Origin of the sequence: Mesorhizobium sp. BR115XR7A, assembly GCF_020165315.1 — a bacterium.
Lineage (GTDB): Bacteria > Pseudomonadota > Alphaproteobacteria > Rhizobiales > Rhizobiaceae > Mesorhizobium > Mesorhizobium australicum.
The window spans coordinates 1-2,835 of record NZ_JAIUHW010000031.1 but is presented as its reverse complement, the minus strand read 5'-3'; the positions used below and the strand labels follow the sequence as shown (position 1 = coordinate 2,835).

Below are 2,835 nucleotides of genomic sequence, written 5' to 3'. Positions count from 1 at the left end.
GTCGGTCCCAAGAACCGTCTCGTCGACGGTTAGCGTCGGCTCGGTGCCGGTCGTCGATATGCTCGGCCCGTCATCGTCAAAGTTGATGAAAGAGCCGACCTCCTCGGTATGGCCATTGGTGTTTTGCGCCGTGAAATGGAACTCGGTGATGTCACAGCCTTCGTTTGCATCGACCCCCGTAACCGTCAGCCGATCCATGGGATTGCTCGTGGTGATGTTGACGGTGGTGACGTTGTCGAGGCCGGTGATGGTTACGGTGCCTGTGCCCATGCCGCTGACGGTGACGTTGCCGCTTCCCGTGGCATAGGTGCCATTAGCGGTGATCGGCGACGCAAACCCGGATGTGCCGGTCAGCGTAAGGCTGGCGATGGGCGCGGGGGTGGTGGGGCTGCCGTCATAAAAGTTCAAGCCTTGCTCGTTGCCCGTGACATTGACGGTGCTGATTTTGATGTCCACCCGCAAACTCGGATTGGAAGGCGTGATCTGGTTGATCGTAAACCCGGCCTGCGTAATGTTCTCGAGGTGGCCGCCGTACTGTATCTGCGAAGCGGTACCCGCGGCCAAGGTGCCGCCAGTCACGAAATCGACCTGCAACGCCTCAGCCGGATTGATGCTCTGGTTGTTGACGCCGAAGCCTTGTGTACTGACGTTGGCGGTGGCATTGGCCGCCCCGAGGAAACCTGTCACCAAAATCTGCTTCGTAGCGTCGCTTCCCGAATCGATCACATAGAAATCATGATTGCCGGGAGCCGCGTTCTGGCCCGAGAAATTAACCACCGAGGTTCCGGCGACCGATGCGAACACCTTATCGGTTAGATCGATGCGGTCGTCCGGGTTGGTCGCGTCCGGATGGTGCAACGGCACATACTCGACTAAGTAAAGGTCCGCGTTTGTGGCGCTCGTGGAGTCCAGACCAAACGAGAAGGCGAGGGGGCCATTCGCAACGGGCGCGGCAGACGGATCAGAGGTGCCGATGACACCGATCACGACGTTCGCATGCGTTGCGTCCTGGAACAGCCATATATATTTTCCGTCGTCAGTCTGAAGGTTGCTGTTCACGCCAACCGTGGTGGAGAACGGCGTGCCGGAAGCGTTTTGCGTAAGAACGATCGAGTTGATGGTTTCTCCGGCGCTCGCCGTGGCCCGCACGAAGTTAGCCTGGAATGCGGTTTCGAGCGGAGAACCGAGAGTCTCGAGATATTGCAGCGTCGTGTTGGTGCTGTACGGCGCAACGGCCGGGTTGATATCATTGTCTTGGAGGCCGGTCGTTTCGTCGATGATGATGTCTTGGGCGAGGATGTCGAGTGCCATCGGAATTCTCCCTGGTTATTGCGGCAGGCGGAAATCGGCCCCAACGCCGGCAACCGGCCGCATGGGCGCGCATCCGCCGGTACGGCCGGCGCTACGCGTCCTCGTTAAAGAAAGTGGAGTGGTGGAATGGATCGGGGGTAGGGCGTCGAGGGCGTTCCAAGCCCTTCGCTCATGCCCCGGTCAGGCGTTCCCGCGCGGACGTGTCCTGCGCGCGTGGATCATCCGCAGCCGGCGGATGCTATCAGGCAATAAATAGGCCATGATGATGACCCCCCTCCCTTGGCACGCACGGATGTGCATGCCGTCCTCCTTTTATTAGCAATAGCTAAAAAGCTACTCCAATTTGTGGACAATTCAATATGCCTATTGCATTTTTGAAATTAATATGAATCTAAACCGATTCAAACGAGCATCGAACAGCCGTGAATCGCGGCAATTCTCGCCTGCCAAGTGTTTGAAATGCAAAGAGAATGCAGTAGATTACAGGCTTTGCACGCTGTTCGGTGATCAACACTGACCAGCCTCGGCAGAGAGCAACTAAAATCAAACATGCTGGAAGCAAAATTCGCTAACTGCACCTATGATGGATTGGACGGATCGGTATTGCCGGTTCTTCCGTCGCCAGTTGACGGCCTTCGGGCGAAGAGGCGAAGTCGACGTGGCCGACCCTCAGGTCGTCAATGAACTCCTATTCTCGCCCAACCTCTCCATCAATGAAACTGGCGCTCTCGATCCTGCTGCTTCTGTTGGTCGCGGGACGGTGACCGTCTCGACACCACGTCTCGTGCAGAGACCGGCAAGGTCGAGTTCGAGGTCCCCGGCATCCGCAGCGAGGGCGTCCAGGCGGTCGACATCGAAATGGCACGCGACGGCGCCACTGCCTATGTCGCGCTCGGTTCGGCCAACCGGGTGGCCGAAGTGGATGCCAAGACGCTGGCGGTGCGCCGCCTCTATCTCGTCGGCCAGCGGCCGTGGCACTTGGCGCTGTCCGATGACCAGAAGCGCCTGGTCAGCGCTAATGGCAATTCCCGCGACATCTCGTTCATCGATCTGGAGAATGAGGAGGTGGTGAAGTCGGTGCCGGTGGGACGCAGCCCCTGGGGAGTGGTGATCGGTCCATGAAGGCGCTGTCGCTCGAGGGCCGTTCAGTTCCGCGGTCGAACTGATACGCTTCACGCTCTATCTGCGCTTCGATCTCGTTTCCGCCCTTGTCGTTCTCGCCTGCCTCGTCGTGCTTTTCCTGGCGGCAGTGGTCGGCTGCGACCCCGGCCGCGGCCTGTGGTCCCGGCGCGGCGGCGAGGGCTGATCATTTCAGGGCGTAGAGGTAGGCAGCGATATCACGCGCCTGCTGCTCTGTGATCCCCGTCGATGGCATGGCCGTGTGCGGATTGATCTCCCTGGCCGCTCGTATCCAGCGGATCAGGTTCTCCGGATTGTTCGCCAGCACGCCGGCGATAAAGACCCGGTCGGCAAGGCTGGAATCGAGGCGCGGACCAACCTGGCCTTGTGCCCCCGGCACGCCGG

The 2,835-nt window shown here is 59.6% G+C and carries 3 protein-coding genes; 1 reads left to right on the top strand and 2 read right to left on the bottom strand.

The features are described 5' to 3' along the window. A partial coding sequence (locus tag LB557_RS31340; protein ID WP_411970591.1) for a DUF5801 repeats-in-toxin domain-containing protein occupies nt 1–1,311 on the bottom strand: 1,311 nt, incomplete at its 3' end. Between the two features lie 858 nt (nt 1,312–2,169). Between LB557_RS31340 and LB557_RS31335 the strand changes: the two genes are divergently transcribed. Next, nucleotides 2,170–2,433, top strand: coding sequence for a hypothetical protein (locus LB557_RS31335; protein ID WP_224644355.1), 264 nt, complete (start codon nt 2,170–2,172; stop codon nt 2,431–2,433). A gap of 184 nt (nt 2,434–2,617) precedes the next feature. Here LB557_RS31335 and LB557_RS31330 read toward each other — a convergent pair. Beyond that, nucleotides 2,618–2,835 (bottom strand): c-type cytochrome (locus LB557_RS31330; RefSeq protein WP_411970590.1); only part of this gene is annotated, 218 nt, incomplete at its 5' end.

Bases quoted from the DNA above. Each gene is read 5' to 3' on its own strand.
- LB557_RS31335 (WP_224644355.1), top strand. From the start codon at position 2,170: ATGGCACGCGACGGCGCCACTGCCTATGTCGCGCTCGGTTCGGCCAAC.